This is a genomic window from Paenibacillus sp. FSL R10-2788, assembly GCF_038003885.1.
GTDB lineage: Bacteria > Bacillota > Bacilli > Paenibacillales > Paenibacillaceae > Paenibacillus_AQ > Paenibacillus_AQ odorifer.
The window spans coordinates 4,427,885-4,453,757 of sequence record NZ_JBBOQA010000001.1; the positions used below are offsets into that span (position 1 = coordinate 4,427,885).

Below are 25,873 nucleotides of genomic sequence, written 5' to 3' on the forward strand. Positions count from 1 at the left end.
AGGAAATCATAATGAGCGATCTTAAAAATATCCTATCTCTACTTCTTTTCTGCATCTTCCTAATTTCTTATCTATTAAAGCTCCTTATACTTTACAAGAAAAACCACATTAAAGGAAACGTTCTGGCTAAAGGCGATAAACTATCTAAGATCCATTATACCGAGCTATTGGTAAAAACCTCTACTTTTTTATGGGGCGCAGCATGGTTTGTTTTTTCCGTAGCAGAGTCCTTTATGGTTACACTTGTAGGTAAACCGTTTGATATTCCTGTAATTCACTTTAGCGGTGTTGGTGTAGCTGCCCTCGGATGTTTTATTTTCATTCAAGCTATGATTGCTATGCGCACTTCATGGAGAGTTGGGATTGATAAGACTACTGTAACCAAACTCATCACACACGGTATTTATAAATATAGTAGAAACGCTGCATTTGTCGGGTTTGATCTCATGTTTCTGGGATTGTATCTGATGTACCCCAATCTGTTAACACTCCTAATATTCATTCTTAACATTGCCGCGATTCATTTACTAATTCTTCAAGAAGAGCAACATTTAAAGTCCGTATTCAGAGATGAATATATCCAATATTCCAATAATACACCTAGATATTTTCTATTTTAAAATCTTTTATCACAGCTCGGATAATTTATATTCGCTTTATCATTTTACATTTTTTACAAGACAAGAAAACATTCTCTTAATGTAACTACTATAATATGAGACTGTAAACATACATTAGGAGGGAAATTATGAAATCACCGAAAAAGCATGGCGTCAAAACAGCAATTGTAGCGACAGCGGCAACGGCTCTTTTTGTATCCAGCATAGTCACTACTCATGCACCTAATCAAGCAGACGCAGCATCTTCGAACACAAGAAATGTAATTCTGTTTATTGGAGACGGAATGGGTGCTGCTCAGCGTGATGCCATCCGGCTTGCCACCGTAGGTGAAAAAGGAAATCTAGCAATGGATTCGATGCCATACGTTGGATTAATTCATACAAGCTCCACTGTCCCTGTTACAGATTCGGCTGCTTCTGCTTCAGCCTATGCCAGCGGTGTGAAAACTTATAATGGAGCTATCGGAATGGATGCCGATAAAAAAAGTGTTAAAACCATTATGGAATATGCTAAAGATGCCGGGAAATCAACTGGTGTCGTTACTACTAGTCAGATTACAGACGCGACTGGCGCCGCATTTGGTGCTCACGTTGAAGACCGCTCAAAGCAAAGTGATATCGCTCTTCAGCTTCTGACTAAGAGCAAGGTTGATGTTCTGCTCGGTGGGGGTGAGGATTTCTGGTACCCCGCAGGCAATCCCGGCAAATTCCCAGATGAACCCGCTGAAGATCCTTCAGAAAAAAGCAAAGGAACGCAAGGAAACCTTGTTGATAAAGCTAAACAATTGGGCTACACCTATGTAACGAACAAAGCGGATATGCAAAAAGCAAAAGACGGCAAGCTGCTTGGAATATTCGCAAACGAGGAAATGTTCCAGCAAAAGCCTGAGGGTGAAGGAGATATTTATAATCCGGTGGTATCGCTGCCCGAGATGACTAAGAAAGCTATAGATACGCTAGCAACAAATAAAAAGGGATTTTTCCTTATGGTGGAAGAAGAAGGCACTGACGAATTTGCACACCAAAACAACGCTAAAATGACGATTAAATCAGGTCAAGAACTGGACAAATCCGTGCAAGTAGCCAAAGACTTCGCCAAAAAGAATCCAGATACACTGGTTCTAGTTCTTGCCGACCATGAGACCGGCGGATTTTCTATTGAAGCAGTTGACGCAGATGATGAGTCCGGTGACGGCATATCCAAAGAAGACGGCCCATTCGCCATCGCCAATTCCAAACACAATTTTGTAGTGGACTGGACGACCTCAGGCCATACTGCGGTTGATATTCCAATCACAGCTATGGGCAAAAATGCACAATTATTTACTGGAATCTACGAAAACACCGAAGTATTCACCAAGCTTATGCAAGCATCAGGTTTTAAAGCCAAAAAATAAAGGCGAACAATAAAAGACTAGCCAAATTAAGGAGGATGCCCCCTGCTCTCTATTGAGCAGGGGGCATCCTCACTTCTGATTACCTCGGTTGATATTAGCATCAATTAAAGCATTTTTGTGATTGTTATCTTTTTCTTCTTCTTCTTCAACTGTTACAACTACGCTTTTCAAAAATAACGGACTGTTATTAGTAATCATCAAATTATACTCATTATCGTTTTCTACTTTTGTATCATACTTAACCATTTCTTCACAGTCATAAGCTTGACTCTCCAATCTTATATTCTATTGTACCTCCTCATATTTTAAAAAATGATTGGTTCATAGGGTGCTAAACTGTTTCCTTATGCTTCTAATTTACGTGACAGCTCCTTAATTAACTCGATCTCTCGTAAAACCATACTTCGGGTGTAAAAATAGAGCTCCTCAGAGTAATCCATATCCTCACTATTGCCTACTACTTTGGATAACTGCTGTAAATGGTCCAGCTTTTCGTTCATATAAGTCTCTCTGTAATCAAGCAATCTTCTACGTGTCTCCTGATCCAAAAGCTCATAATAAGCAAGACGAATAGACCATTCATTATCAATTCTAATCGTCTCCAGCGTAAATTCTGTTAAGCAGGTGTTAAACCGCTCCTCACCCTCAGTAGTTATAGAATATACATAACGTTTAGGCCGGCGTTCCTGAATTTCCGTTTTTTTGATTACCCATTTTCGCTTTTCAAATAATTTCAGCTTTGGATAAAGCGAGTTATTGTTTACGATTTTATCATTGCCCATTACAAAAATAATGTTTTTTTTAATTTCATAACCATGTTTGGCCCCTTTCATTAATTGGGCCAGAATCAAAACTTCAATATCCATAATCATCCTCCGGGCTTCCGGAATACGTATCCGGTTCATCATTTTCTTATATTACCTCAATTACTACAATCCTGCCAAATCACTCGTGATTTTTTGCACATACTTTCACCCTACCCTTTCGCTAATATAGGTTAAAATAACCTATTTATTTTTAACCTATATGTAGAGAGGAAGTTATCATATGGAATTCACACATTTATTTAGCAAGGGCACAATCGGAAATATGGAGCTTAAGAACCGGGTCATTTTACCAGCGATGGGCACGAAAATGAATGCGCCGGGTGGATACGTCAGTGATCGTCTGATTGATTACCATGTAGCACGAGCTAAAGGCGGCAACGGCTTAAATACTGTAGAAGTAACAACTATTCACCCAACGGCGGCCTCCGATGATGCTCCTGCCCTTTATGATGATAAATTTATTCCAGGTATGGCTCAATTAGCATTAGCTATTCGAGAGGCAGGAGGCAAAAGCTGTCTACAGTTATGGCATGGAGGTAAAGTAACTCCCAACCTAATTCAGGTCTCCTCTTCACCTGTTCCATTTGAAGGCGTAAGTCATATACCACGTGAACTTGCGCATCATGAAGTCGGCGAGATGGTTCAAGCTTACGCAGATACAGCCTCACGTGCGAAGAAAGCCGGATTTGACAGCGTGGAATTCCATGCCGGCCATGGTTATTTGCCCCAACAATTTCTAAGTCCTGCAATGAATTTTCGTCAGGATGAATACGGCGGTTCTTGGGAGAATCGTTGCCGCTTCCCGTTGGCTTGTATCCGCGCTATCCGGGAAGCGGTTGGACCTGGGTTCCCTATCTTGATGAGAATTTCTGCAATTGAGGATCTACCGGGCGGACTTACGCTGGAAGATATGAAGCTCTTCTCGAAGCTCGCTGAAGAAGCTGGAATTGATGCTATTAATGTATCTCGTGGGGTCCCTGCTGGCGCTGCAATTAAATATGAAGTTCCGCCAATCGATTTACCTGTGGGCTTCAATGTAGATAACGCAGCGCAAATTAAATCTGTGGTTAACATCCCTGTTATTGCCGTAGGCCGTATTAATGATCCAGCAATTGCAGACCGGATAATCGCGGAGGGTTTGGCTGATTTTGTAGCCATTGGGCGTGCGCAGCTGGCTGATCCGGAATTCTGCAATAAAGCTTTAGCCGGACGTGCAGACACCATCGTTAAATGTGTGGGTTGCGACCAAGGCTGCTTCGATGGATTCGTGAATCCTAATGTGCCATTTATCAGCTGTGTGTTTAATCCTGCAACCGGCCGTGAAAGTGAATATGAATTGCAGCAAACGAATATCCCCAAGAAAATACTTATTGCTGGTGGTGGCCCTGGTGGATTAGAAGCAGCTGTCACACTGAAACGACGTGGGCATCATCCAATATTATGCGAAAAAAATGACATTCTAGGCGGACAGCTTTATATTGCCGGCGCCGCACCACGTAAAGAGGAAATGGCTGCAGCCGCTCTGCATATGGGAGAAACCGCTAAACGTGAAGGTGTAGACATTCGATTGAATACAGAGGTTACACCTGAATTAATCCAAGAAATTGGTCCAGATGAGGTCATTCTTGCAATCGGATCTTCTCCTATTATTCCGCCTGTGGAAGGCGTCGACAGTTCACATGTGGTCAATTCACATGATGTGTTGTGGGGAACGGTTCATCCAGAAGGAAGAGTCGTTATTATCGGTGGCGGTTTAGTGGGGCTTGAGGTCGCAGAGCTGCTTGTAGAACGCGGACATCAAATCACTGTAGTTGAAATGCAAGCCGATGTTGCTAATGATCTAGGACTTTTGCGTAAAATCTGTGTCATGGAAAGTCTATATGGACATGGCGTTGAATTAATAACCAACAGCAAATGTATGGCGATTCAAGGGGATAGCGTAATTGTTGAAAAAGACGGCGAATCTCACAGCCTACCTGCTGATTATGTAGTAATCGCCGTAGGTTCACGCGCCCTCAACAAACAACCTCTTCAGGATTTCTTGGAGGAAAGCTCCATCCCTTATCATATAATTGGCGATGCGGTGCAAGCGCGTAGAGCGCTTAATGCGATTTGGGAAGGCGCTGAATTAGCTAGACGAATCTAATTAAGCTAGCTATAAGATTTATGAAATAAACCCGGCAGGTCGCCCTGCCGGGTTATTTTTTACTCAGAGTGCATTCGTGAGCGGTTATCCGGTAATCGGTATCCATTCAACCATTCACCATTCGCCCATTATGCCGTTCTGTCTTTCGGACTCAGGAGGCGCTATTGAGCTAAAAGTAGTCTTTTTACGAATCTATCGGACCCAGATGCCGCTATTCCGCAAAAACAGGGGGCAAAAGTGGTGCTGCGACGGGAATAACTGCATTGGAGTCCGAAAAGCTCAGCAAATCAGCATTTAGGAGCTAATAAGTGCACTGGTGTCCGTTAGCGTTAAAGGTGCGCACAAAAGTATGGTAAGAAAGATGAAAACGGTGAGAATGATGAGAATAGTGAAATACTCATGTCAATGAACCACTCACATTCATTTTGAGTATCGGCAGCCCGATAAATGCCGCATATCGCTCTGCTTCTTTAAGTACCAACTTTTCCGTATCGCCCAGCTCGGCAAAAGGATGGATCACAATCTCGATCCCCTTGGTCTTTAGAGTTCTTTTCCATGTACCCACAACCTGACCCTCCACAACAATCGTTGGAAGAAAAACACCATTATTCCCCGGAACTATCAAAGGAGCAACGTCGGGCTCTAGAACGGCACTTCGGTCTTTATAACCAAGAATGTACTCATCAAAACCCGGAAGCAGATGAACGCCCGAGTCCTCAGCAGTTGGCTCTAGCCGATGAGCAGACATCCAATACTCACTGCCATCAATAACCTCTGATTGCAGTTGACTTTTGGCCGCTTCCAGTCCTCGTCTGGCATCTGTAAGGGTTATGCCTGCCCACCAAGCAAAATCTTGAACAGTTGCTAAACCATGTCCAGTGAAATATCTCCGAGCGAGTTCATACAATGACTCTTCGTAAGTAAGATCGCGAAAATGAGGCACCCATTCCTCTAGCAAAACAATCGTTTGCTGCTTACCATTCATCGGCCCGAAACAAATCAGCCCTTGGTACGCAACATTCCACAACATATGGTAACCACGCTGGTTCCCTGTGTGAATACCTTCTTCTTCTATTAGCTGAAGTAAAAGAGCACGATCTAGCTGCTTTCCACCTTGTAAAGCATTAACTATAATATGTCTACAACGTTCTAGTGTCTGATCATCTAGCCCAAGCTCTGCATTTCGTCGCTTTGTTTGTCCCGTTAAACGCGGCACAGATAGCTGATGCATCCACTTTACATCTTCCGGTGGGACAAAATGAAGCGTACCACGCAGCGTCCAATTCAGAATCATCTTGCGATCAACGATAGCACACTCTATATCAGCTAAATTCGAAGATGGAGTACGTAATCCGATCGCCCACATCGCCTGCATGTAATCCTGCGCCTGTATTGCCCCTAATTCTTTAACGACCTGTTCGGGCTTGATTAGCTTGGAATCAACGATCTTCTGATTATATAAACGCTGAGCAGCTATCATTTTATTCGTCACACTTTACCTCCTTAAGTGAACCTTATCAAACCATCGTCTAACCTTATAGGAATGATTTTAATATAATTTTTTCCAATCTCATAGTTTTTCTTATTTCTTAGCTATATTATTGGATAGGATGAAGTTTCGATTCAATCTCTTCCCGGCGTTCTTCCAGAAAAGAAGGTAAGGTCAAATTCTCGCCCAGCGCATCAAAAGATTCATCAATCTCAAACCCTGGACCATCTGTAGCAAGCTCAAAAAGAATATGGTTCGGATCACGGAAATACAAAGAATGGAAGTAATAACGATCAATGACCCCTGTGTTCTTGAACCCTGCAGCTGTGATTTTAGCAGCCCATGCGGTTAACTCTTCCAGATCCTTCACTCTTATAGCCACATGATGAATACTGCCTTTTCCCGGTCTTTCCCGGTCTTGATCATTAACTTCTTTGAGCTGAAGTTCAGTGTACAAGCCGCCTTTAGCTGTTTCATAAATATCCACCATTACCTTCGGGTCACCCATGGATGGCACTCTACGAACTTGTGTATAGCCTAAAATATCCTCCAAAACAGCCTTTGTACGGCTAGCCTCACGGACAGTCAATTCAACGGGACCCAAACCAACAATGGCATATTGTGGTGGAATATCATCAGTAATCCAAGGTTCTACCAGTTGAGTCACATTATCTTTTTCTGCGGACACCAGATGAACCGTTAATTCATCACTATCCTGAAAAGTAAGCGAATTGCGCTCCTCTATACTTACGATAGCTTCATGAGCGATTTCAAATGTATCTAATCTGTTAGCCCAATATACTAAGGCCTCATCGCTAGGAACGAGAAGAGAGATTGCAGAAATGCTGTTCGTTCCTTTCCGGGTCTGGCCTGCATTTGGCATTTCAAAAAAGGATACCTCGGTGCCTGGAGCGCCATTAGGGTTGCCATAGAATAAATGGTACATGGTTGGATCGTCCTGATTTACGGTTTTTTTGACAAGTCTTAGTCCCAGAACTTTTGTATAAAACCATAGGTTTTGTTTAGCGTCTTTAGTAATCATTGATACATGATGTTGTCCGGTTATTTGTTGTTGGCTCATTTTAATTTCCTCCTAATATGATTATGGTTTACTAGTAAACTGATGCTGAAAAAAGGAAGCTTTATTCAGAATAAAGCTTTAGCGCAACTACTGAGCTCCTCGTGGAATTCGATTCTCATTTTGGCTATGGCGGTGAATCTTCTTAAGCATGCTGTAAAATACCTTTTTCTCCTCGTCCGTCAGTGGATCGAATAACGAAGCTTGGAAATCCGATTGCAAAGGAAGAACTTTCTCGATAAGCGCCTGGCCCTTTTCAGTTAAAGAAATATACTTCACCTTCCAATCCTGCTTACGCTCAATCCATCCTTCTTTTTCTAATCTGCCAAGCATATGTGATACTCCACCTTTAGTAATGGTTAAATGCTCTGCAATATCCATCTGTGTCACAGGCTGATGTAATAGTATTTGTACTAACGCATCAAACTGGCTAACCGTTAAATCAAACTGCTTCAAGAACTCATTGGAAAGATCGTTACTATTGTCATAAACTCTTACCAGCCGCAGCCAGATCAACAAGCTTAGTTTGTTGTCTTCAGTGAATCCATTGTTTCGCATTATGCCACATCCATTGCTTTGGAATTGGATCTATTTGATTATCAGTTTACTAGTAATCTGATGTGGAGTCAAGTTTCGTATTAACTTAAGAAATAGAGAAGCACAGATAAACCATTACTAAACATGTGTGCACCTATTGGCACTAATATATTTTTTCTTTTCTCATATAGGTAGGCAAAGATTAATCCAGCAGTCATATAGGAGAAGATATTCCACATTTCGTTATAGTTACCCTGAAAAACCACGGCTCTATAGACATGCTGGAAGCCAAATAAAAAGGAAGATATCAGATAAGCCAGAAGACGACTTTTCCTGCGGATCGTTCTGTAAATGGTTGCCCGATACACTAATTCTTCAATCACGGGACCAATCCATACCACATTCACTGTAAAAATAAATGGATACGAAGACAACATTGCCCGTAAATCCACCTCATTAACAGACTTTGTAATGGGATGAAAGATGGAAATTAGTGTGGGAATCAACATACTTCCGATGATAATAATCAAACAAAGTCCCCAAACGATCCATACCATATTACGCACCCAGTGTTGTCTGAAATCATGAACAGCTTGTTTATAGAACCCTCTAATACCTATAATCACTCCTATGTAGATCAGACCATTCAACAGTAAGGCCATTCGATTTTGTTGTTCTGGCTGCCAAATAAAAACATGGTTAAGAATCTCCATAACCGGCCGGATCAAGAGAATGGAGAACAAGCCTAAAAAGTACATTACTGCTAATATAACGCCCATGATCAATTGCCATTTACTTAATTTCTCATCAATCATTATAATCTAATCCCCCATGTAAAATTGTTAATAGACTGAATATCAACCATTTTAGCATTAGGAAATTTCATACGACTTAATGTAATCTTACATAGACCTTAAATTTGCCGGTTCAGCTCAATTATAATTTCAAACTGGTTATCTTGCGTATTCAGCTGAACAGTCCCTCCATGAGCAGCTATTATTTTTTGAACAATGAGTAGCCCTAATCCAGAACCTGCCGGGTTCAAGGCTGATGGTTCGCCGTAATTAATAAAAGTAAGCTTGGCTCCATCATTCACCTTTTCCAGCACAACTTGAAACGTAGAACCTTGCTCCTGATAAGCGATGGCATTATAAAGCAGGTTTGAGAATACTCGATTCATTCTTTTTTTATCAAACTGTAGAATTATTTCTTCTGGCTCGATTACAAAATCAGGGATCAGACCCGCAGCCTCAAGCTCGGGCAACATATGTATCATTTCTTCTCTCAAGTATTCTGAGAAATCATCTGGTGTAACATCCAAGCGGAATTCGGGACTTTCCATTCTCGATAATTCAAACAAATCCTGAATTAATACATTGGCACGGATACTATTTTCGTATATTATTTTGGCAAATTCCAAATGTTCTATCCGACCGCTCACCTGTTCTTTTAGTTCAAGCTCTGCGTAACCCATAATACTTGTTAATGGATTTTTTAAATCATGGGATATATCTAATATTAGATTTTTTCGATTGTTTTCACTCTGTTCTTTTAACGAGGTCTGGATCTGAATCACTTCTGCCATATGATTAAAAGCCTGCTCCAGTTGACTAAACTCCCGATTCCCGCCTACCTGCACTCTTGCTGAATAATCCCCATTCTTAACTTTTTCAACAGCAGCGGACAACTGGTCTAAGGGTTTAATGAAACTAACCGCCGTAATTCTCGCATAAATCATCGTGCTTAGAATCAGAATCAACAAATAACCTAACCCAATAAACCCAAGCATTCGAAGGGTATGATCCTGCATAGGTGAATCTGAATTCCAATGGAAACTGCCTGTCATTTTCACTTGTATAGGTAAAGAGACGATCAGCCAAAATTGTTCCTGCTCATTATATTCAACAGTGATCATATTTTTGTTAGCGCCAGTATTCATTAGAAAATCCGTAAATTCTTTGACACTAATCTGCTCGGACGTAAATGGATTGTTGCCAATGGAGTCTATGACTTCGTAATTGGAATTCACAACCTGTAAACTGCCCCCGACATCATTAATAACACTAGTGTCAATTCTTTGATAGTCATTTTGCATAAGCTTAGCAGCCGTTAACTGATTATAAATAATATCTTTAGATCCCAGCCTGTTCATGCAAAATAAAGCAACAATCACCAATATCGTTATAACCGTTGTTATAAGAAAGATCGCGATATAGTTTTTTAACAATTGATAGGATATATTTTGTTTTCTCATCTTATTTACCTGGGTTGTAGAATTTGTAACCTAGTCCACGCACTGTAACGATATATTCGGGATGGTGTGGGTCCCGTTCGATCTTATTCCTTAGACGGCTGATGGTAACCATTATCGTATTATTATCACTATAGAAATCCTCTTCCCACGCCGCTGCATATAACTTTTTGGGCGTAAAAATTTGATTAGGACTCTGCATCAGACATTGTAATACCTTATATTCCTTGGCATTTAAAAGAACCGGACTTTCATTTATGTACAACATACATTCCTTTAAATTCAGCTTCAATTCTCTATGTTGGATTGTTTCTTCAGTTATCGATTGGCTAAGATCGTATATATTTCTTCGTCTCAGCTGCGCCTCAACCCTAGCCACAAGCTCTGAAGCACTAAATGGCTTCACCATATAATCGTCCGCTCCAAGACCTAAACCAACAACCTTATCAATTTCTTCACCGCGGGCAGTTAACAAGATAACCGGAATATGGCTTTTCTCTCTTATCTGTCGCAACAGATTAAGCCCATCAAGCTTGGGCATTACAATATCCAGAATGGCAAGATTTATTTCATGTTGATTAACAACCTCTAAAGCCTCAATGCCATCCTTGGCTTCGAATACTCGATAGGATCGATCTTCTAAATGTATTTTCACTAGTTTTCTTATATCAGTTTCATCTTCAGCAATCAGTATATTCATCGCTCAATTCCCCTAACTAATCTCAAATAGCTGAGTCTTTTCACTCAGTATAACTTGCCAAATACCACTTCGGTATAAAAAGCCTAAAGAATAGCTCTGGAACATCATGATTAAAATACCCATGGATTCGGCCCGATGCGAACTCTGGACTCGTTAGTGCACACCAAGAAATGCGATTAAATTCCTCCCAAGGATCACCATAATCAAATCTATTAAGATCAATAATTCCAAGTTCCCTCGACTTCGTAATGATCATATTCCCTACATGATAGTCGCCGTGTTGAAAAGTCTGCGGCCGCCCCTCCAATAAGTAACGATTCGCCTCCACAAACTCAATGACCTGCTCTGCTCCCTTTAGAACAATGCCGAATGTTTGATATTTCGTGATGTACTTATCGATCTTCCACCCCAAACTGAAGAGGTCATTTCACAACCTCCTTTTAATCAAACCGCTTCACAAAATAGAAAAATTTTCTTATTTATTTCTTAGAAGATTATTTTATTCAATTGATGTTGGAACAACAATAGTGTATGATGCATAGTATAGATCGAATACTGTATGACACATAGTAAGTATAAGCGGCTTCGACGTCCTCTCAAGGACAACAAGCGTTTAAACCAAAAATATAAGAACAATTTATAAGAGATTATAAATCCTTATATTTTAAATAATGAGGTGGGTGAATGAGTACTTTATTAAATTCTTTAATCACAGAGCTTAGAAGAGGTACGTTAACGCTAGCCGTTTTAAGTCAATTACGAACACCCCAGTATGGATATTCGCTCGTTCAATTGTTGGAGGAATCCAGCATCATCATCGATCAAAGCACCTTATATCCATTACTTCGCCGATTAGAGAAACAGGAATTAGTGACGAGCAGCTGGGACACATCCGAGAGCAGACCCCGTAAGTATTATGTTCTAAGTGACTATGGCGTAGAGATTTTTTTACAGCTAAAGGAAGAATGGCTTAAGAATTCGAAAGAACTCTACGGCCTATTACAAGGGGAGGATGACCATGAAGCTAATTGAGATTTACATTCATGAAGTTACTCGGAGGTTACCGGAACAAAATCGGGAAGACATCGCATTAGAATTACGATCAACCATCGAGGATATGTTACCGGATGATTATGACGAAAAAGAGGTAAAGGCCGTCCTTGAAAAATTGGGCAATCCAGCTATTTTAGCTAGTGAGTACCGCGATCAGCCCATGTATCTCATCGGCCCACGCTATTTCGATTTATATGTTACGTTATTAAAAATGATTATACCAATCGCTGTAGTTGTTTCTTTAATCGCTCTGGTTGCTGATTACTTGATTGGCTACAGCGGCGATAAAACAGTTGCGGATATTGTTACTGCAGTTATAAGTACAGGAATTGGAACCTTCCTTGAAGTAGGAATCCAAGTCTTTTTTTGGATAACTGTTGTGTTCGCTATTATCGAACGGGCGGATAAAGGAAAGGAAGGGCATCCGCTTACTACAAAATTAAGGAAATGGACTCCTGATGATTTGAAGGATATCGCGCTTGTCCATAAGAAAAAAGCAATTACAAGCTTCGAAGTGTTCGGAAGTTTACTGTGGACTGCCATTTGGGCTACTGTTTATTTTAATGCTGAACACCTGATCAGAGTCTATAGAGGCGGTGAAGGCGCACTTAACTTCGTAGCCCCAGCTTTTAATCAGCATGTGTTACTTGATTATTGGCCTATTATTCTTATTGTGATCGGATTAGAAGTCGCATTAACTATATATAAATTAATCAAGAGACAATGGACTAGAGAATTAGCATTATGTAATACGGTCCTCGAGCTCATTGTACTTATTGTATTCGCTGTTATCCTTATAAATCCGAATGTATTTAACCAAGAATTCATTAACTACATGTCTAATTTATTAACTACTACAGCTAACCAATTTGAAACGGGGCTAGTAGGTGGAGGTATAGCAGTCTTGATTTTAGTTGCGGTCCTCAATATATATGAAGGCTTCCGCAAGGCTCGCCTCTAGTATTCGCAGAGCGGTGATTCTCCTGTTATTTGGAGAATTGCCGCTTTGTTTTCTGACTCGTTGAATGCCTGCTTCAAATGCTTCAACAAATTCAACAGCTTCAACAGTTTTGTCACCCTCTAAGAGTTACGGACCCAGATGACGTAATTTGCACATTTTCTGCCTTTAGAACAGGGCTTCGGACTCCAATGACGTTATTCCCTAGAATCAGCTCCATATCGGGGGTGTTTCAAGGCAATAGCGGCTATGCGGTCCGTTGGCATCCCAAACGTGCGATATTTCTGGGTTTAGTGTCATCTGTGTCCGATAGGTGTTTCGTATGTGCAAATGTTAGCGAAGAATACGAAAAAAAGGAGTTGTCCCATAAGCCATGAATGGCTGCTAGGACAACTCCTTCTGATTTAATTAAATAGTTCAAGCTCGATAACCGTATCCATCTCATCAGGTAACATCGCGCCTTTTAATGTAATAAACGCTCCACCGTCAACATCCGAATATTCCTCAGCCATCCACGGCGCCTCCACCTTTAGCTCGGTACCATCACGTAGTAATCTGGCCTTTTTAATCTTCCCTTTCAAGCCTTGGAAATAGATCGGGCCAATTCCACGGTCGTAAACGTGCGCATATAACTTATTGCCCTTTTGCGTATAACGTCCCCACTCTGGCTTAGGTAACAAAGACTTCCCGCATCCATAAATACTGTCTCCATTAAGGCGCATCCACTCCCCAACTTCGTCAAGGATAACCAGTGATTCCCGTGTCATTTCACCTTTAGCATCTGGTCCAACATTGAGGAGCAGGTTACCATTCTTACTGATACATTCGACCATCGTACGGATGACTTGCTTGGTTGATTTATAATTCTTATCCTCGGAATGATAACCCCAGTTGTCATTAAGGGTAATGCAGGCTTCCCAAGGGATGGATTGGCCGTTTACGTCAACAATGCCGCCAGGTGGAATGATCTGCTCGGGGGAGAAGAAATCTCCAGCATATTCCTCAGGTTCTGCCGCACGAATATTGCCACCTAATCGATTGTCGATAATAGTATCAGGTTGTATGGAACGAATCATCCGGATAAGCTCCGTCGCCTTCCACTTCTCCCCTGTCATATTATCGTAGGAGAAGTCAAACCACATAATGTCGATTTTACCGTAATTGGTGAGCAGTTCCTTTACTTGCCCATGCATATACTCCAAGTATCTATCGAAATCAATCGGCTTATCTTTAGCCGCTTCGTTATCCCGATCAGGATGTGCCTTATCTCCATATCCGGGATAATCCTCATGGTGCCAGTCTATGATAGAGTAATATAGACCTACTGCAATCCCTTCAGCCCGGAAAGCGTCTACATATTCCCGCACTAGATCACGCCCAGCGGGCGTATTAGTGGCTTTGAAATCAGTCAGCTTACTATCGAACAGACAGAACCCGTCATGATGTTTGGTCGTAAGAACAGCGTATTTCTGACCCGCAGCTTTTGCTGCACTTGCCCATTTCTTCGGATCATATCGAGAGGCGTCAAATTCATCGAAATACGTCATGTAATGCTCTCTACTCATCCGCTCGTTACCGCGTATCCATTCCCCTCTAGCAGGAATTGAATATAATCCCCAATGGATAAACATCCCGAACCTATCCTGTAAGAACCATTTCGTTCTTTCTTCTCTTGCACCCATCTCTCCAACTCCTCGTTAATGAAAGCTATAATCAATCTTTCACTCCACCTAAGCGGTATGAAATAATGCTGCGGCTCCAATTAAACCTACATCGTCTTTGAGAGCGGCAGGTTCAATTGTAAAAGTACCCTTATATGGATCCATGACAAATTGCTCCGTCTTCTCCACCAGTGCAGGGAATAACAAATCTCCAGCCTTACTCACGCCTCCACCGATCACGATCCGATCAGGATTGAACGTATGAACTGCATTGGCTAGACCTAGTGCCATATAATGAATACTGCGGTCAATAACCTCGACGGCCACGGCATCGTTAAGTGCCATGGCTTCAAATACGTGCCGCGAAGTAATTTTTTCTCCATTTATATTAGCCAGTTCCGTAATCATCGACGGTCTGCTCTCCATACTTCGCAGCGCCATATCCCGAATCGCTGTGCCCGAAGCGAAAACTTCCCAGCAGCCGAATCTTCCACAGCTACATTCCGTTCCGTTCGGGTCAATAATATTATGACCTAGTTCACCAGCAAATGAATTTTTGCCAAGAAGCAGCTTGCCGTCAATGACGATACCTGCTCCAATCCCTGTGCTAAAGGTAACATAAACCATGTTGTCTGCACCTTTGCCAGCTCCTCGGACATACTCACCCCAAGCCGCAGCGTTCGCATCATTCACTACCTTTACTTCAACGCCTAGCTCCGACTCCATCCAGTGCTTCAGCGGAACATTATCCCATTCCGGAAGATTGGTGCCGTGAATAACGATCCCGTCCTGGCTATTTACAGCTCCGGGAGAAGCCAGCCCCACTCCAGTGAGTGGTCGTCCTTCGGATACGGAGCGGATCATATCGATCATTCGCTGCACCACTTCTTTAGCGGTACGTGCCCCAGCCGTTTCCATCAGTTCCCGTTTCAACACGGTCCCCTTTGAATCGAACAATGCTGCGGCAATTTTTGTGCCTCCTAAATCGATTCCAACTACGTAGCTCTCAACCTTCTGCATAACCCATTCACCTTTTCACTATCTATTATTAGCCGTTAGAATGAATACTCTCTGCTAACGCCCGTAAGGCTGCTGGATCGATTGGCGACAAAGCGTCTTTATCATAACGAACAGCCGACCCAAAATGCACTTCTGTTACTCCAGTCTGATGTATAAATGAAGTAATACCTTCCGGCTTCAAACCGCTTCCAGCCAGTATACTTACCGTTTTACCTCTTGATTCCTCGACTAGCTTCCGCATAGCAGGAATAGCTTCTGGTGCCGGACCTGGCCCAGCAGAAGTGAGTACACGCGTAATTTGCGGATACTTACAAAGCGTTCGATAACCTTCTATTTGATCCTTCAACTCATCAAAAGCACGGTGGAAGGTTACTTGCAATCCATCGGTCAACGGCAATAATGTTTCAAGCGCTCGCTCGTCGATAGTCCCTTCCGGTGTTAACGCACCAATCACAATCCCCGCCGCTCCGCTGGCTGCAATTTGCTTTATCTCTGCTGCCATGGTCAAAATGTCATACTTTGAATAGCAAAAAGAACGGCTGTGCGGGCGAACCATAACAAACGCAGGAATGCTAACCGATTTAGCAACTTGTTGCACCAATCCTATCCCTGGTGTTAGACCGCCTTCCGTAATCGCAGTAATGAGCTCCAGGCGGTCAGCCCCGTTCGCTTCGGCTGTAAGAGCATCGTCCATACAGGTAGCGATGACTTCCAATCTCATAACTTTCCCCCACTCTTCCGGTTGTTATTGTTGTGCCTGTTTCATGACATAATCAGCGAGCAGTCGAGCACCATAGCCCGTTGCTCCAGCTTCTGAATACCCCACATCCTGCTTGTACTGAACCGTCCCAGCCATATCAATATGAACCCAGCTCAGCGATTCCGCTACAAAACGCCGTATAAAAAGCGCTGCTGTAATCGCACCTGCAAAAGGTGAAGTACTAACATTACGTAGATCAGCGTAATTGCTTCGAAGATCGACTTCATATTCATCCATAAGCGGCATGGGCCACAGTCGCTCACCATTGCGCTCACCGATTTCGACGAGGTTCTGCGTCATCTCTCCATCACCCCATATGCCGGCGATACCTAATCCTAGCGCTGCGCCAACATTTCCAGTAAGTGTTGCAATATCGATGACCTTAGTTGCCCCGATATTTGCTGCATGAATAAGCGCATCCGCGATAATAAGCCGCCCCTCGCCATCCGTATTTGCAACCTGAACCGTCAGCCCATTAGGATAGCGTATAACAGACGATGGCAGCATCGCTTCAGCATCTGGTACGTTATCAACAACTGGGATCAATGCGGTCACATTTACATGAGCTTGATTCCGTACTAAAATATCCAGCGCCCCAATAACAGCTGCTGCGCCACCCATATCCATACGTGCATCGCTGATATCACTTGCGGTCTTAACATTCATCCCACCCAAATCGAAGGTAACACCTTTACCCACCAATGCCAGCATTGGCAATTCAGGGTTACTCTCATAGCGAATTTCAACGAGGGCCGGGGAGTGTTTACTGCCTGCTCCAACCGCCAGCAACCCATTCATCTGTAGGTCAACCAGCTCCTGCCCCCGGTAAACATGAACTTTCACTGCTGCGTTATCACGCTCGAAATATTCGACCATCCATTCTGCGAACCGATCCGGATTTAGAGTCCCGGGCACCTCATTCACCAGATCGCGAGCAACCACTGCTCCTTCAGCGCGTATGCGGCCAGTACTTAGTACAACTTCCAGTTCAAGCTTAGTCAGCTCAGGCCAATCGGCTGTCTGGAGCAGCAAATCAACTGAATTGTCTATTTTAGTAACGCCACGATAGGTTTGGAAACGATATAATCCGAGAAGCCAGCCTTCAATCCATGCTTGCAGCTCATCCGCAGCGGAAATATCACTTTCTGCTGTCCTACGAACAAATGAAGCGAAATTCAGCCCTTCTCTTAGAGCTAAGCGGGCGGCAGATCCCGCTGCTCGACGAATTTTCTCAAGCGTAAGAGCCTTGCGTTTTCCCATTCCAATAGCTAACACATCGGACTCTTCCTCAGAACGAGCATATAACCATGTCACACTGCCACTCTGTTTGTGAGCTTCTCCCAGCCGAAGAGGAAAAGGCTCCTCTTCATAGGCTAAGTAGATAAGCATATCCGCCCCATTAGCAGAATCGAACAAGATATTCATAGCTGTCCCTTCTTTTCCGTAAAGTGTACTCACATTTAAAATTATCGTTCTAGTTTCAACATTTCTTCATCAAACAGATGACAAGCGAGCTCATGACCTGGTCCAACTTCCCGGAATACAGGCACATGTTGCTTACAGATCTCCATACAGGAAGGGCATCTTGTATGAAAGCGACAGCCCGTCGGCGGATCAACGGGACTTGGAAGGTCACCTTTTAGAATAATGCGTTCCTTCTTCAAGCTTGGATCGGGCACGGGAACTGAAGATAGCAGCGCTTGGGTGTAAGGATGCAAGGGACGGTCATACAATGTATCCTTATCAGCCGTCTCCACAAGGGAACCCAGATACATGACCCCAATTCGATCACTAATATGCTCGACCACACTAAGATCATGAGAGATGAATAAATAGGTCAGGCCATATTCCTCCTGCAAGTCCTGTAACAGATTCAACACTTGGGACTGAATCGATACATCCAGTGCTGACACGGGTTCATCCGCCACGATTAGACTAGGGCGCACTGACAAAGCCCGGGCAATCCCAATCCGTTGCCGCTGTCCACCGCTGAACTCAAACGCAAATCGCTCAGCGTGCAAACTGTTCAATCCAACGGTCTCCAGCAGTTCGCAAGCTAGCTTATCCCGCTCTTTGGAGGACAGCTTTGTATGAATAAGCAGGGGTTCGGCGACAAGATCCTTCACCTTCATGCGTGGATTAAGTGAAGCGTAAGGGTCTTGAAACACCATCTGCATATCTTTGCGCAGAGGCCGCATTTGGTTATCTGAGATATGGCTAATATTTTGCCCCTTAAACCACACTTCTCCATGATTGGGTTCCAGTAAGCGAGTCACTAGTCTGCCCGTAGTCGATTTCCCACAGCCACTTTCACCTACAAGGCTGAACGTTTCTCCTTTACGAATGGCGAATGAAATCCCATCAACGGCGTGCAAATATTTAGTCGTTCCGAAGAAGCCCTTCTTCACAGAAAACAACTTCTTCAAACCCTTAACTTCAATTAGTGGAGTCTCTTTCATAAACATCCCGCTCCTTCCGTGTCCTCCTGCTGTGTAAGCCAACAACGGCTTTTGCGCTCTAGTCCCTCAATCGGAAGTAGCTCAGGTTCGTGCGACAGACAACGCTCCATGGCAAAGTCGCAGCGAGGCGCAAACTTACAGCCGGCAGGCATTTGTGAAAGGTCTGGCACATTTCCTTTTATTGACTCCAAGCGATGTACATTGTGGCGCAGCTTAGGTACCGATTGAATCAATCCCTTGGTATACGGATGCTGCGGTCTGGCAAACAGCTCCTGAACAGAGGCTTCCTCCACCACACGACCTGCATACATTACAACTACCCGGTCACATAATTCGGCAACTACTCCAAGATCATGGGTAATGAGCAGCATTCCCATATCCTGTTCATCTTTCAACTGCTTCATCAGATCAAGAATTTGCGCTTGAATCGTTACATCGAGTGCGGTCGTGGGTTCATCGGCAATCAACAGCTTAGGATGACAAGACATGGCCATTGCAATCATGACCCGCTGTCTCATTCCGCCGGATAGTTGATGCGGATATTCATCGATTAATTCCTCTGCGCGAGGGATACCTACAAGCCGCAACATATGAATCGCATGCTCACGAGCCTTCTTGCGTCCATAACCCAAATGCAGTCTAATCGGCTCTGTTAATTGCAGTCCAATCCGCAGCACTGGATTAAGAGAGGTCATCGGCTCCTGAAAAATCATTGCCAGATCATTTCCCCGGATTTGGCGCATCTCCTTCTCAGAAATCTTCGTCAAATCCTTTCCTTCAAAACGCACAGAACCTTCAGAAATTCTACCCGGCGTATCTTTAAGCAACCGCATGATCGATAATGAGGTTACACTTTTGCCACAACCAGATTCACCAACCAGGCCTAGCACTTCACCTTTTTTAATAGCAAAGTCTACCCCCGCAACCGCAGTAATACTTCCATCGCCGCGTTTGAACTCCGTTTTCAGCCCTTGTACATCCAGCAAATGTTGAGTCATGTCTTGTCCCTCCTTAGTTTTTCATTTTGGGATCAAGAGCATCACGCAGTCCGTCCCCGACCAGGTTAAATGCAAGTACAGTTAAAAAGATGGCTATCCCCGGAAAATAAACGATATGTGGAGCAATACTTAAATAATCACGTCCCATACTTAACATTGCGCCCCAATCAGGCTCCGTTGTTTTTGCACCCATTCCGAGAAAGCTTAGTGATGCAGCGGCCAAGATCGCTCCGCCAATCTTCATGGATAGATTAACGATAATGCTGGGCACGGTCTCAGGAAAAATATGACGCCAAATAATCCGGCGATGCTTCGCTCCCATGGAACGAGCAGCTTCCACAAACAATGTTTCTTTCGCAGACAGCGTTACGCTCCGAATAATTCGGGCGAACGATGGAGTACCAAAGACTGCAACCGCGATAACAACATTGGATAGACCCGGACCGAGGATGGCGACGATCCCAATGGCAAGCAGCAAGTCAGGAAATGAAAATAGTACATCACTGCCACGCATAATAATCCGATCTAGCCAACCGCCATAATATCCACTTAACAGACCTAGGATGGTTCCAAGTACGCCTGCGATTAAGACGGAACTGAGACTGACAGCTAAGGTTAAGCGAGTACCATCAATCAAACGGCTTAGAATATCACGGCCATATTCGTCTGTCCCGGCCCAATGTGCAGCAGAAGGACCCGCCATAAGGGCATCGTAGTTTGGTTCATCAGGATTATACGGGGTCAGAAATGGCCCGAAAATTGCAATTAGGAATAGCAATATAATAAAAAATGCGGCCACAAGGGGCATCTTTTGTTTACTGAACTTACGTAAAAAAACACCCATACGGCCTTTTGTTTTCTCCGGGGCCAGTACCTCTCCGGGTAATGGAGATTTTGCTCCCATCACCGCCGAATTGTCACTCATGATATCCCTCCTGATCCTAAATTCACCCTATAAATCTATTGAAATTCTGCTTCTTAGTCGCATTAGCTACTGAGAAAACCTTATTTTCGGATTAAGTACGCCATACAATAAATCTACTAATAGATTGATAAGAATAAATTGTGTAGCAAACAGAAGCAGTAAGGCTTGAATGACTGTATAATCCCGGAACAAAATGGAGTCTACTAGCAGCCTACCAAGACCCGGAATACTGAATACCGTCTCAACCATTACAGAGCCGCCGAGCAGGAACCCAAACTGAAGTCCAGCTACGGTAACCACCTGAATCAAAGAGTTGCGCAGCGCATGCCTGCCGATAACAACATACTCGCGTAAGCCTTTTGCACGTCCTGTACGGATATAATCCTCCCGAAGGGTCTCCAGCATAGATGACCTAGAATAACGGGCCAACATAGACATAATTCCCATCCCAAGTGTAATGGAAGGAAGAATATAGGACTTCCAGGAATCAACACCACCTGTTGGAAACCAACCAAGCTCTACCGAGAAAATTTGAATGAGTACCAAGCCTAACCAAAATCCAGGAATAGACATCCCTGAAATAGCTGTCAACGTCCCTAAATAATCTGGCCACCGATTGCGATAAACGGCTGAAACCACGCCAATTAGAAGACCAATAATTAGAGCCCAGGCCATACTGAGAAAAGTCAGCCACAACGTTGGCATTACTCTGCTTTCTAGCATGTCGGTAACCGGGATCCCTGAACGGATCGAATTGCCCAGATTCCCACTTAGCAGATCACCCATGTAGTTTATGTATTGCTTCCACAAAGGCAGATTGAGACCCAGCTGCTCCTGAATTCCACGAATCTCTTCAAGTGTGGCATCTTTACCGGCAATAAGTCGGGCTGGATCGCCTGGGATTAAGTGAATAAACAAAAAGACAAGCACCGATACAATGAACAACAGCGGAATAACCCCGAGGAGTCTTTGTAAAGCATATCTACCCAACTCATAAGCCCCCTTCAGTATCGACAAATGATTTAGTGAGGCCGCTTCCCACCATACTACAGAAGCGGCCTCGTTCATTTCTTGGGATATTAAACCTAACGTTTGTTTAGCATTATTTCACTTCTGCATTCAGGACATTAATGGAACCATCGGGGAAGACCTTAACTCCTTCCAGATACGATCTTTTGCCTGAGATGATTTGGTCGACGCCCATGAATGCCCATGGAGCATCTTCCCATATTGTTTTTTGAATATTGCCATAAATGGATTTAGCCGCTTCTGGATCAACAGATTTATTCGCCTCAGCGATCCACTTGTCTACATTTTCATTTTTATAATAAGCTGTATTTGAGCCAGCAGGCGGGAACATTTCACTACTGAACAACCCTCTGGTTGCACCATCTGCATCACCTGAAGACGGAGACCAGCTGACATACCACATTTGAATTTTTGCTTCTTCTGGCGTCTTAGCAGAGTTAATTTGGTCGGACAATGTGCCGCCTTCCATGGATTTCACGTCTACCTTAATCCCTACAAGTGCTAGCTGTTGCTGAATAAATTGCATACCCTTCATAGTTTCGGATTCATTTTCACCCCAAATTTCGGTTTCGAATCCATCAGGATATCCTGCCTCAGCAAGCAATTGTTTAGCTTTTTCAATGTCATAGTCATAACCTGTTTGTGGGGAATAGTATTGTGTTTTGGAAGACATCGTGGAATCAAGCTTAGCGCCAAGACCCGATTTCACAACTTTGATATAAGCTTCTTTATTGATAGCATAGTTAATGGCTTGACGAACCTTCACATCATCAAAAGGTTTTTTCATCGTATTTAACGTTACATAACGAACAATTGTCGAATCGATGGTATCTACAGTAATTCCTTCAAGACCTTCAACCTCAGATACTTGCTCCGTTGGCATTGGATAAATGAAATCTGCCTCGCCGGTTTTTAGCATGGCTATCCGTGATCCATTCTCTGGAACAGGTCTAAAGGTCACACTATCTACTTTTGGCAACCCAGCTTGCCAGTAGTCAGGGTTCTTAACGACAACCAAGCGGTCGCCTTGCACCCATTCTTTGAACTTAAATGGTCCCGTTCCTACAGGATTTTTCGAAATATCGGCGCCATTTTCTTCTAAAGCTTTCGGACTAATAATAGGTGCCATAGCTACTTTATTTAAAAATGCGTTGTACGGCTCGCTGAGTGTAATAACCACTGTTTTGGCATCAGGAGTCTCCACTTTAGCTACCTTTGCGAAGCTTTTGCGCAGTCTCAGATTATTCTTCTCATCTTGAATACGGGCAATGTTAACTTTAACCGCTTCAGCATTAAAGTCAGTACCGTCTTGGAATTTAACATTCTCTTGCAGCGTGAACGTGTAGACCAACCCGTCTTCACTTATGGAATGGCTTGCGGCAAGAACAGGAACTACGTTCATATTCTCATCAAAACCCATCAGACCTTCGTACATCGTTCTGGCAGCGCTGATTGAATGCGTATCGCTTGCGTTATGAGGGTCCAGCGTAATAAAGTTAGAATTGATGGCAATTACAATGTCTTTATCATTCTTTGTAGTTGGGGTGCTAGTTTCAGTTCCACCAGCAGTATTGCCTTTTTGTCCCTCGTTGCTCGCTTTGTTGCCGCACCCTGCAGTCACTACTACTGTAATAAGCAGCAGCATGAACATTGACCATACTTTTCCTTTTGCTTTCATTTTTTACACTCCCCTATTCAAACGATGTATTAGAAAAGCTTCTAGTCCGATTAATCACCAAACTTGAAGATTATTCTTGACCTTATGCTCTAGATCTCCCATTGAAATACAGCACGGCGTTCGCCGACCACAGTACCGCCATCATTAACAATCGTGTTAGGCACAAGTGCATATAAGCGATCAATTGTGTCTTGATTGCTGTAACCAATACGTTCTAGAATCGATGCGATAATACATGGCCAGACTTGTTCTGATCCGTCGGATACTTTCAGTGATATACCCATTCGTTCCTTACGGAGTCCGATACCGTATACCCCTTTTGCTCCACCTTTAGCTGTCAGATTGTCATCCTTCAGGAGCTCTGAGCATACAAATTTCGTGTCAGCAATCATAACCGGGTTATCGTTCATAAGTTTTGCAATGGCAGCGGCTGCCTTACGTATATCCGTATCCTCTATCAAATCGGGACACGCTAGCTTTAGATAGGAATAAGCGATTTTATGAAGCGGAAGTGCGAAGATAGGAAGTCCACAGCCATCAATACCTTGCGGGATGGACGCTTTGGGAACTTCAGCGATATAAGCCATCATCTCAAGAATCTCCTGTTGTACAGGATGGTTAGGATCGTAATAAGTGTCTATATCCCAACCCATATATTTGCTAAGGCCCATTAAACCTGCATGTTTGCCTGAGCAGTTATGAAAGATTTTACGAGTTGGCTCATTTGCCCGGTGACGTTCTGCTTTGGCTTCTTCATTCAGCGGGTATGTAGAGCAGCAATGAAGTGACTCTTCTTTTAATCCCATTTTCTGAAAAAGAGCTTCAAGCGCTTCAATATGGAAGGCTTCTCCCCGGTGTGAAGCGGTAAACAGCGATGCTTCTTTACTTGTCAAACCATATACTTCATCGATCCGGCGTTTCATTACCGGCAAAGCTTGGAATGGCTTAGCAGCAGAGCGAAGATAAGTCATATGCTCCGGATCACCTGCTTTGTACAAAATGCTGCCCTTCTCATCAACTACACTAACTGCACCATAATGCACATTCTCCAGCAGGTCACCACGATATTCTTCTACCAATGTTGTAAATCCCATCTGTACAACCTCCCCAGCAGTATTTAATTTAATCTAAGGCAAAAAATCGGTTCTGCGATAAAAGTCCCGATCCGATAATTACACCCTTCTCATTCAGCAACGAACGATGAATCGTAAAGGAACCCCGAAGCGGCTCCCATGTAAAGCGCGAGAGGTACAGCTGCTCAACTTCTTCGTATATATCCGGGAATTTGTCCACGAGTTCTCCACTCAAAATCACGCTGTCGGGGTTATACATGCATACGACATTATTAATGGTGATCGCCATATACATGAGTGCACGGTCGATCAAGTGAATCGCCCATTGTTCTCCTGCATGTTTTGCTGCGAATAACTCCTCAATCGTACGGATCGGGCGAATCCGATTAGCTTCAGATAATAAAGAACTGATATTTATATAAGTCTGTAAACAGCCCGCTTTGCCGCACTCACACATCATTCCGTTAGGATCCACTGTCGTATGCCCAATTTCACCCGCACTGTTCATCACCCCTCGGTAAATCTCTCCCTCGAGAATCATCGCAGAACCCACGCCTTGACCGAACCCCAATAATGCCGTACGGCTGGAGCCGACTGCGGCTCCTTTAAGATGTTCTGCAAGAGCCCTTACTTTCAGCTCATTGTCCACAGCGATTTCAAAACCTGTCAGTTCCTTCAAGCGTTTGGCTAACGGCACATTTTTCCATCCTAGCTGAACAGAGAAGACAACAATTCCTTCTTCGTTATTCACAATGCCGGGAAGTCCAACGCCAATACCCACGATACGTGTTCTGTCAATCACATGCAGCTGGAACAATTGTTCGATGGCATCCTTAATTCGCTCCAGCGTTCGATCTGGACTTTCGTCTGGTGTACGGGGAAATTGACTACTGCAGATAAGCTGTCCTTGTAAATCCACAATTCCAATAGACATAAGACTGCGATCCAGTTCAACGCCAACCGATAATACAGAAGCGTCCATCATACCTATTAACGTTGATTTCCTACCTAATCCTGATGATACCTGCTCTGAATCGAGTAAATATCCTTCCTCCGTCAACTCTCCGACAATTCGACTTACAGTCGTAGGACTCATACCAGTCTGCTTAGCAATAGAAGCGCGAGAAATCGGTTGTTGATTTTTTATAATTTCGAAAACCGTTAAACGATTTTGTCGCTTCATAAAATCCTGATCGTGCTTTTTCACGGGCATT

24 protein-coding genes and 1 pseudogene are annotated in these 25,873 nt (G+C 43.4%); 5 read left to right on the top strand and 20 right to left on the bottom strand.

Annotated elements, in window-relative coordinates:
* Nucleotides 1-11 precede the first annotated feature (11 nt).
* The gene (locus NSQ50_RS19695) at nt 12-620 is read left to right on the top strand and encodes a methyltransferase family protein (protein WP_076225072.1); all 609 of its coding nucleotides are present in this window, start codon (nt 12-14) and stop codon (nt 618-620) included.
* A 128-nt stretch (nt 621-748) separates the two neighbouring features.
* The gene (locus tag NSQ50_RS19700; protein ID WP_076225073.1) at nt 749-2,017 is read left to right on the top strand and encodes an alkaline phosphatase; all 1,269 of its coding nucleotides are present in this window, start codon (nt 749-751) and stop codon (nt 2,015-2,017) included.
* Nucleotides 2,018-2,086: 69 nt separating this feature from the next.
* Here the strand turns inward: NSQ50_RS19700 and NSQ50_RS19705 are convergent, their stop codons facing one another.
* Nucleotides 2,087-2,293 carry a hypothetical protein gene (locus NSQ50_RS19705; RefSeq protein ID WP_076225074.1) on the bottom strand — a complete coding sequence of 69 codons (207 nt, stop codon included), beginning with the start codon at nt 2,291-2,293 and terminating at the stop codon, nt 2,087-2,089.
* A gap of 68 nt (nt 2,294-2,361) precedes the next feature.
* Complete coding sequence (locus tag NSQ50_RS19710; RefSeq protein ID WP_036688994.1) at nt 2,362-2,883, bottom strand: PadR family transcriptional regulator; 522 nt, start codon at nt 2,881-2,883, stop codon at nt 2,362-2,364.
* Between the two features lie 181 nt (nt 2,884-3,064).
* On the opposite strand from NSQ50_RS19710, the gene baiCD reads away from it, so the two are divergent.
* Nucleotides 3,065-4,990 (top strand): bile acid Fe-S flavoenzyme BaiCD, encoded by a 1,926-nt coding sequence (baiCD, locus tag NSQ50_RS19715; RefSeq protein WP_076141084.1) that lies wholly within the window; start codon nt 3,065-3,067, stop codon nt 4,988-4,990.
* Nucleotides 4,991-5,387: 397 nt separating this feature from the next.
* Here baiCD and NSQ50_RS19720 read toward each other — a convergent pair whose 3' ends face one another.
* From NSQ50_RS19720 to NSQ50_RS19750, 7 genes and pseudogenes are all read right to left on the bottom strand, one after another.
* A complete protein-coding gene (locus tag NSQ50_RS19720; protein WP_076141085.1) occupies nt 5,388-6,482 on the bottom strand; it encodes a winged helix DNA-binding domain-containing protein in 1,095 nt (364 codons plus the stop codon).
* 106 nt (nt 6,483-6,588) lie between these two features.
* Nucleotides 6,589-7,560, bottom strand: a complete 972-nt coding sequence (locus NSQ50_RS19725) for a ring-cleaving dioxygenase (protein ID WP_076225075.1) — start codon at nt 7,558-7,560, stop codon at nt 6,589-6,591.
* An 87-nt stretch (nt 7,561-7,647) separates the two neighbouring features.
* The gene (locus NSQ50_RS19730; RefSeq protein ID WP_076225076.1) at nt 7,648-8,115 is read right to left on the bottom strand and encodes a MarR family winged helix-turn-helix transcriptional regulator; all 468 of its coding nucleotides are present in this window, start codon (nt 8,113-8,115) and stop codon (nt 7,648-7,650) included.
* 80 nt (nt 8,116-8,195) lie between these two features.
* Nucleotides 8,196-8,909 (bottom strand): CPBP family intramembrane glutamic endopeptidase, encoded by a 714-nt coding sequence (locus NSQ50_RS19735; RefSeq protein WP_076225077.1) that lies wholly within the window; start codon nt 8,907-8,909, stop codon nt 8,196-8,198.
* A 98-nt stretch (nt 8,910-9,007) separates the two neighbouring features.
* Nucleotides 9,008-10,246: a histidine kinase dimerization/phospho-acceptor domain-containing protein gene (locus NSQ50_RS19740; protein WP_170914176.1), complete on the bottom strand. Its 1,239-nt coding sequence runs from the start codon at nt 10,244-10,246 to the stop codon at nt 9,008-9,010.
* Between the two features lie 103 nt (nt 10,247-10,349).
* Complete coding sequence (locus tag NSQ50_RS19745) at nt 10,350-11,045, bottom strand: response regulator transcription factor (protein ID WP_076225078.1); 696 nt, start codon at nt 11,043-11,045, stop codon at nt 10,350-10,352.
* Nucleotides 11,046-11,097: 52 nt separating this feature from the next.
* Nucleotides 11,098-11,448 (bottom strand): annotated as a pseudogene (locus NSQ50_RS19750) (aminoglycoside phosphotransferase family protein); the annotation flags it as partial.
* A gap of 281 nt (nt 11,449-11,729) precedes the next feature.
* Here NSQ50_RS19750 and NSQ50_RS19755 point away from each other — a divergent pair.
* Entirely contained in the window at nt 11,730-12,077 is a 348-nt protein-coding gene (locus tag NSQ50_RS19755) for a PadR family transcriptional regulator (RefSeq protein WP_036689003.1), read from the top strand.
* Nucleotides 12,064-13,059, top strand: a complete 996-nt coding sequence (locus NSQ50_RS19760; protein ID WP_038572325.1) for an HAAS signaling domain-containing protein — start codon at nt 12,064-12,066, stop codon at nt 13,057-13,059. The genes NSQ50_RS19755 and NSQ50_RS19760 overlap by 14 nt, the downstream gene beginning before the upstream one ends.
* Before the next feature lie 401 nt (nt 13,060-13,460).
* Here the strand turns inward: NSQ50_RS19760 and NSQ50_RS19765 are convergent, their stop codons facing one another.
* The 11 genes from NSQ50_RS19765 to NSQ50_RS19815 form a co-directional block, all read right to left on the bottom strand.
* Nucleotides 13,461-14,738: an alpha-L-fucosidase gene (locus NSQ50_RS19765; protein ID WP_076225079.1), complete on the bottom strand. Its 1,278-nt coding sequence runs from the start codon at nt 14,736-14,738 to the stop codon at nt 13,461-13,463.
* Between the two features lie 48 nt (nt 14,739-14,786).
* The gene (locus NSQ50_RS19770) at nt 14,787-15,737 is read right to left on the bottom strand and encodes an ROK family protein (protein WP_036689009.1); all 951 of its coding nucleotides are present in this window, start codon (nt 15,735-15,737) and stop codon (nt 14,787-14,789) included.
* A gap of 28 nt (nt 15,738-15,765) precedes the next feature.
* The gene (locus NSQ50_RS19775) at nt 15,766-16,458 is read right to left on the bottom strand and encodes a copper homeostasis protein CutC (RefSeq protein ID WP_038572334.1); all 693 of its coding nucleotides are present in this window, start codon (nt 16,456-16,458) and stop codon (nt 15,766-15,768) included.
* A 24-nt stretch (nt 16,459-16,482) separates the two neighbouring features.
* On the bottom strand, nt 16,483-17,922 hold the full coding sequence (locus NSQ50_RS19780; RefSeq protein ID WP_076225080.1) for a leucyl aminopeptidase family protein: 1,440 nt from the start codon (nt 17,920-17,922) through the stop codon (nt 16,483-16,485).
* A gap of 41 nt (nt 17,923-17,963) precedes the next feature.
* Nucleotides 17,964-18,956 carry an ABC transporter ATP-binding protein gene (locus tag NSQ50_RS19785; protein WP_143760565.1) on the bottom strand — a complete coding sequence of 331 codons (993 nt, stop codon included), beginning with the start codon at nt 18,954-18,956 and terminating at the stop codon, nt 17,964-17,966.
* Nucleotides 18,953-19,954, bottom strand: coding sequence for an ABC transporter ATP-binding protein (locus NSQ50_RS19790; RefSeq protein WP_076225082.1), 1,002 nt, complete (start codon nt 19,952-19,954; stop codon nt 18,953-18,955). Before NSQ50_RS19790 ends, NSQ50_RS19785 begins: the two co-directional genes overlap by 4 nt.
* A gap of 13 nt (nt 19,955-19,967) precedes the next feature.
* Nucleotides 19,968-20,798: an ABC transporter permease gene (locus tag NSQ50_RS19795; RefSeq protein WP_370510612.1), complete on the bottom strand. Its 831-nt coding sequence runs from the start codon at nt 20,796-20,798 to the stop codon at nt 19,968-19,970.
* 147 nt (nt 20,799-20,945) lie between these two features.
* A complete protein-coding gene (locus NSQ50_RS19800; protein WP_076225083.1) occupies nt 20,946-21,869 on the bottom strand; it encodes an ABC transporter permease subunit in 924 nt (307 codons plus the stop codon).
* Between the two features lie 112 nt (nt 21,870-21,981).
* Nucleotides 21,982-23,586 carry a glutathione ABC transporter substrate-binding protein gene (locus tag NSQ50_RS19805; RefSeq protein WP_036689025.1) on the bottom strand — a complete coding sequence of 535 codons (1,605 nt, stop codon included), beginning with the start codon at nt 23,584-23,586 and terminating at the stop codon, nt 21,982-21,984.
* 89 nt (nt 23,587-23,675) lie between these two features.
* Entirely contained in the window at nt 23,676-24,680 is a 1,005-nt protein-coding gene (locus NSQ50_RS19810; protein WP_076225084.1) for an asparaginase, read from the bottom strand.
* A 28-nt stretch (nt 24,681-24,708) separates the two neighbouring features.
* Nucleotides 24,709-25,866, bottom strand: a complete 1,158-nt coding sequence (locus NSQ50_RS19815; protein WP_076225085.1) for an ROK family transcriptional regulator — start codon at nt 25,864-25,866, stop codon at nt 24,709-24,711.
* Nucleotides 25,867-25,873: the final 7 nt, after the last annotated feature.

Coding starts and splice junctions, on each gene's coding strand:
- NSQ50_RS19695 (WP_076225072.1), top strand. CDS start 12: ATGAGCGATCTTAAAAATATCCTATCTCTACTTCTTTTCTGCATCTTC.
- NSQ50_RS19700 (WP_076225073.1), top strand. CDS start 749: ATGAAATCACCGAAAAAGCATGGCGTCAAAACAGCAATTGTAGCGACA.
- NSQ50_RS19710 (WP_036688994.1), bottom strand. CDS start 2,883: ATGGATATTGAAGTTTTGATTCTGGCCCAATTAATGAAAGGGGCCAAA.
- baiCD (WP_076141084.1), top strand. CDS start 3,065: ATGGAATTCACACATTTATTTAGCAAGGGCACAATCGGAAATATGGAG.
- NSQ50_RS19725 (WP_076225075.1), bottom strand. CDS start 7,560: ATGAGCCAACAACAAATAACCGGACAACATCATGTATCAATGATTACT.
- NSQ50_RS19730 (WP_076225076.1), bottom strand. CDS start 8,115: ATGCGAAACAATGGATTCACTGAAGACAACAAACTAAGCTTGTTGATC.
- NSQ50_RS19735 (WP_076225077.1), bottom strand. CDS start 8,909: ATGATTGATGAGAAATTAAGTAAATGGCAATTGATCATGGGCGTTATA.
- NSQ50_RS19740 (WP_170914176.1), bottom strand. CDS start 10,246: ATGAACAGGCTGGGATCTAAAGATATTATTTATAATCAGTTAACGGCT.
- NSQ50_RS19745 (WP_076225078.1), bottom strand. CDS start 11,045: ATGAATATACTGATTGCTGAAGATGAAACTGATATAAGAAAACTAGTG.
- NSQ50_RS19755 (WP_036689003.1), top strand. CDS start 11,730: ATGAGTACTTTATTAAATTCTTTAATCACAGAGCTTAGAAGAGGTACG.
- NSQ50_RS19760 (WP_038572325.1), top strand. CDS start 12,064: ATGAAGCTAATTGAGATTTACATTCATGAAGTTACTCGGAGGTTACCG.
- NSQ50_RS19765 (WP_076225079.1), bottom strand. CDS start 14,738: ATGGGTGCAAGAGAAGAAAGAACGAAATGGTTCTTACAGGATAGGTTC.
- NSQ50_RS19770 (WP_036689009.1), bottom strand. CDS start 15,737: ATGCAGAAGGTTGAGAGCTACGTAGTTGGAATCGATTTAGGAGGCACA.
- NSQ50_RS19775 (WP_038572334.1), bottom strand. CDS start 16,458: ATGAGATTGGAAGTCATCGCTACCTGTATGGACGATGCTCTTACAGCC.
- NSQ50_RS19780 (WP_076225080.1), bottom strand. CDS start 17,922: ATGAATATCTTGTTCGATTCTGCTAATGGGGCGGATATGCTTATCTAC.
- NSQ50_RS19785 (WP_143760565.1), bottom strand. CDS start 18,956: ATGAAAGAGACTCCACTAATTGAAGTTAAGGGTTTGAAGAAGTTGTTT.
- NSQ50_RS19790 (WP_076225082.1), bottom strand. CDS start 19,954: ATGACTCAACATTTGCTGGATGTACAAGGGCTGAAAACGGAGTTCAAA.
- NSQ50_RS19795 (WP_370510612.1), bottom strand. CDS start 20,798: ATGGGTGTTTTTTTACGTAAGTTCAGTAAACAAAAGATGCCCCTTGTG.
- NSQ50_RS19805 (WP_036689025.1), bottom strand. CDS start 23,586: ATGAAAGCAAAAGGAAAAGTATGGTCAATGTTCATGCTGCTGCTTATT.
- NSQ50_RS19810 (WP_076225084.1), bottom strand. CDS start 24,680: ATGGGATTTACAACATTGGTAGAAGAATATCGTGGTGACCTGCTGGAG.